The sequence below is a fragment of the Frankia sp. CcWB3 genome, assembly GCF_977927595.1.
Map to the genome: position 1 here is coordinate 1 of NZ_CDWRCK010000361.1, position 3,200 is coordinate 3,200.

The following is a 3,200-nucleotide window of genomic DNA, read 5'->3' on the forward strand; positions in this document are numbered from 1 at the left end:
AGGGCCGCCGACTGGCTCGCCCGCTGCCTGGACGGCCGTGGCGAGGACTGGGATGCGTGAGGACTGGGATGCGTGCGGACTTGGATGCCTGCGGACACGATCCGGCGGCCATTGTGCGGTGCGTCTGATGAAGCGGTGCCATAGCCCTTTCGTGGTGATGTCATAAACGCGTCATTATCTTGCGCTGGCAACGCCATATCCGATTGTCGCCAAATGATGGTGCTGTACGGTGCTCTTTTCCCCATTCGGGGCTATTCCGCGGAGACGTGCGACACAGACCCCCGGCGGCCTGCTCGGAATCAGGAGTAATAGGTACATGGGCCCATGTGTCTTTGGCGTGTTGACGTGTCAATCTGGTGAAGTTGCCCAGCCCGATTCCCGGGCCCGCGCCCCGCGCCCCCGGACGGGGCGGGGGAGCGTCTGATGGCCCTGCTCGACGTGGTCACGAAGGCCGGTTCCGAGCGGGCGTACGCCCGTCCACTGACCTCGGGTGACCGGGCCTACCTCGCCTTCACCCGGCTCAATCCCGGGGAGTTCCAGGACGTCGGTGCGCTGCTGTTCATTGACGGCCCCCCGCTGGAGCTGGCGGACCTGCGGGCGCACGTCGCCGAGCGGCTGCGCGACCCCCGGGCACGGATGCTTACCGACCGTCTCGAGACTGTCGCGGTCCGGTGCTCTGGTCGCCGCCCGACGGCGAACGAGACCCTCTGGGTCTCCGGTCCGGGCATGAACGTCGACGATCACGTCGTCGCCCTGGACCTGCCGTCCGCCGCCGGTGCCAGCGGTGCCGACCGGGGCGTCGGTGGTGTCGGCGATGCGCGGCTGCGTGCCGCCGTCGACCGCATTGCCGCCCAGCCGATCGACATCAGCCGGCCGCCGTGGATGCTTTACCTGCTGCGCGCCCCGGGGTCGTCCGGGACGGTGCTGGTGTACCGGACCAGCCACATCCAGCAGGACGGCTTCGCGCTCTACCAGGCGCTGCACCTGCTCTTCGGGGGGGGAGGGCGAACTCGACCTCGGTCTGCCCCCCGCGATCCGCCGGCCGCGGCCCTCGGACTACGCGGGTTTCGTCGGCCGGGGGCTGCGTTGCCTGGCTCCCACCCGTGCCCTCGACGCCTGGGGCGGACCGCCGGCCGGGCCGGCGCGACATTCCTGGGTCACCACCGATCTGGGCACGCTGCGCGCCGTGGCTCGCCACCACGATGTCACGGTCAACGACGTCTATCTCGCCGCGCTCGCCGGGGCGCTGCGGACGTGGTCCCTTCCCGAATGGCGCCGGGACCGGCAGCCCCTCCACGCGCTGATGCCCATCAGTTTCCGGACCGCCGCCGAACGGAACGTGCTGTCGAACTATTCCTCGGGCGTGCGTGTCCCGCTTCCCTGCGGGGAGCCGGACCCCGGCCGGCGGTTGGCGTGGATCGCCGCGGAGACCCGTCGCATGCAGAAGGGCGGGCTGGGGGTGGTGGAACGTCACCACTTCTCCACCATGGCGACGATCGCCTCGCCCCGCATGCTCGCGGGCGCCGCCGCTTACCCGGCCCAGACCCGGAAGATGGCCCTGGTGGCGAGCAACGTCCGAACGATGCGCGGGCCGCTGGCTGTCGCGGGACGTGCGGTGACCGGGCTGGTCGGCACGGGCCAACTACTCGTCGGACGTCAGCATCTGGCCGTCGCCATGCTGGGCATCGACGAGCGGGTCGGTGTCACGTTCGTGGCCAGTGCCAGCGTGCCGAACCACGCCTGGCTGGGGCAGCTGTGGCTGGCGGAACTCGACGTGCTCAGCCGGCTGGTGCCCCCACGCCGGCGTGAGCGTGCCTTACGGACCGGTCCTGATCTTCCGGCCTTCGTCGCTGGCCGAGGCTGCCGAATCGCTGGAGCACACCATCGAGGGTTCGCTCCTGGTTGGCGCAGCGACAGCACGCCGGGTGCGTTGAGGTCGAACTGTGTCCCGAAGTCGCGGCTGATCCTGGCGAGAACTCCCCGTAGCCACCCCGCGTCTTCGGGTGCAGCGCGCCACAACCGCATCCGCCGTGCCTGCAGGGGCACCATCCGCAGGCCGGTCAGCGTCGCGCCGGGCGGGTCGGTGGAGATCTCGGCGGAGACGAAGTACGCCAGCCGCAGGTCGTCCCGGTACGTTTCGTAGCCGGTAATGCCCTCGTAGTCGTTGATGAAGTCGCCACAGCCGTACAGGACAAGCCGGTCCCGGTACACCTCGACGGGACGCGGATGGTGCGACGAGTGCCCGTGCACGACGTCGACACCGCCGTCGATGAGCCGGTGGGCGAAGCGGATCTGGTCGTCGTCTACGTCATAGCCCCAGTTGGATCCCCAGTGGATGGAGGCGACGACGAGGTCACCGGGGCGCTTCGCCCGCCGGGTGCGGGTGGTCACCTCCTCGGCGGTGGCGTCCGACAATTCGGGGACGACGTCTAGGCCGCCCCGGCCCGGGGCCGCGGCCCACGCCCGTGGAATGCCGCTGGAGGGCAGGCCGAACGAGAAGACCAGGACCCGCCGGCCCCCGCCGAGCGGGACCATGGCCGGTTTGCACGCCTCGTCCGCGTCGCGCCCGGCTCCCACCGCTCTCAGCCCGGCCGCGAACAACGCGTCGAGGGTCTCGACGAGCCCTCGGTGGCCGGAATCCAGCAGGTGGTTGTTCGCCAGCACGCACACATCGGGCCGGGCGGTGGCCAGGCAGGGAAGGTTGTCCGGACTCATCCGATAATGAACCGCCTTTCCGGCGGCGAAGTCATCGCACCGGGTGATGCTGTTTTCCAGGTTCACTACCCGAACATCGGGCTGGACCTCATCCAGCACGGGCAGTGCGTCACCCCAGGGCCAGGCGAAGTCGACCGGGCGAGGAATCGGGCCGTTCGCTGCTTCAGCCAGCTCGACATAGGCGCGGGCATCCCGGATATATCCCTCGGAAAGTCTCGGGTTGCCTGGATGCGGCAGAATCTGGTCGACGCCGCGGCCTAGCATCACATCGCCGCAGAGGAACAGCGTCACTGTGCCGTCGTGCACAGTTCCAGCCTAGGCCACCGGCCACCGGCCACCGGCCCGGATTCCTCCGGTTCGCCGAGTTGACGCCCCTCAGGGCAGGGCGGAACCTGTAGGCCGCGAGCGGAACCCCCGAGGGGGTGGCCTCATGCACGGAGTAAGGACCAACGCCTTCACCGAGGCTCATAGGAGTCGAAATGAAA

General features: G+C 69.4%; 1 protein-coding gene and 2 pseudogenes. 1 reads left to right on the top strand and 2 read right to left on the bottom strand.

What is annotated here, in order from left to right:
• Positions 1-348: 348 nt before the first annotated feature.
• Positions 349-984: a hypothetical protein gene (locus tag ACY5KJ_RS19085; protein WP_462189040.1), complete on the bottom strand. Its 636-nt coding sequence runs from the start codon at positions 982-984 to the stop codon at positions 349-351.
• A gap of 319 nt (positions 985-1,303) precedes the next feature.
• On the opposite strand from ACY5KJ_RS19085, the pseudogene ACY5KJ_RS19090 reads away from it, so the two are divergent.
• Positions 1,304-1,672, top strand: a pseudogene (locus tag ACY5KJ_RS19090) (WS/DGAT domain-containing protein); the annotation flags it as partial.
• 233 nt (positions 1,673-1,905) lie between these two features.
• On the opposite strand, the pseudogene ACY5KJ_RS19095 reads toward ACY5KJ_RS19090, so the two are convergent.
• A pseudogene (locus ACY5KJ_RS19095) lies at positions 1,906-3,021 on the bottom strand (CapA family protein); the annotation flags it as partial.
• Positions 3,022-3,200 lie beyond the last annotated feature (179 nt).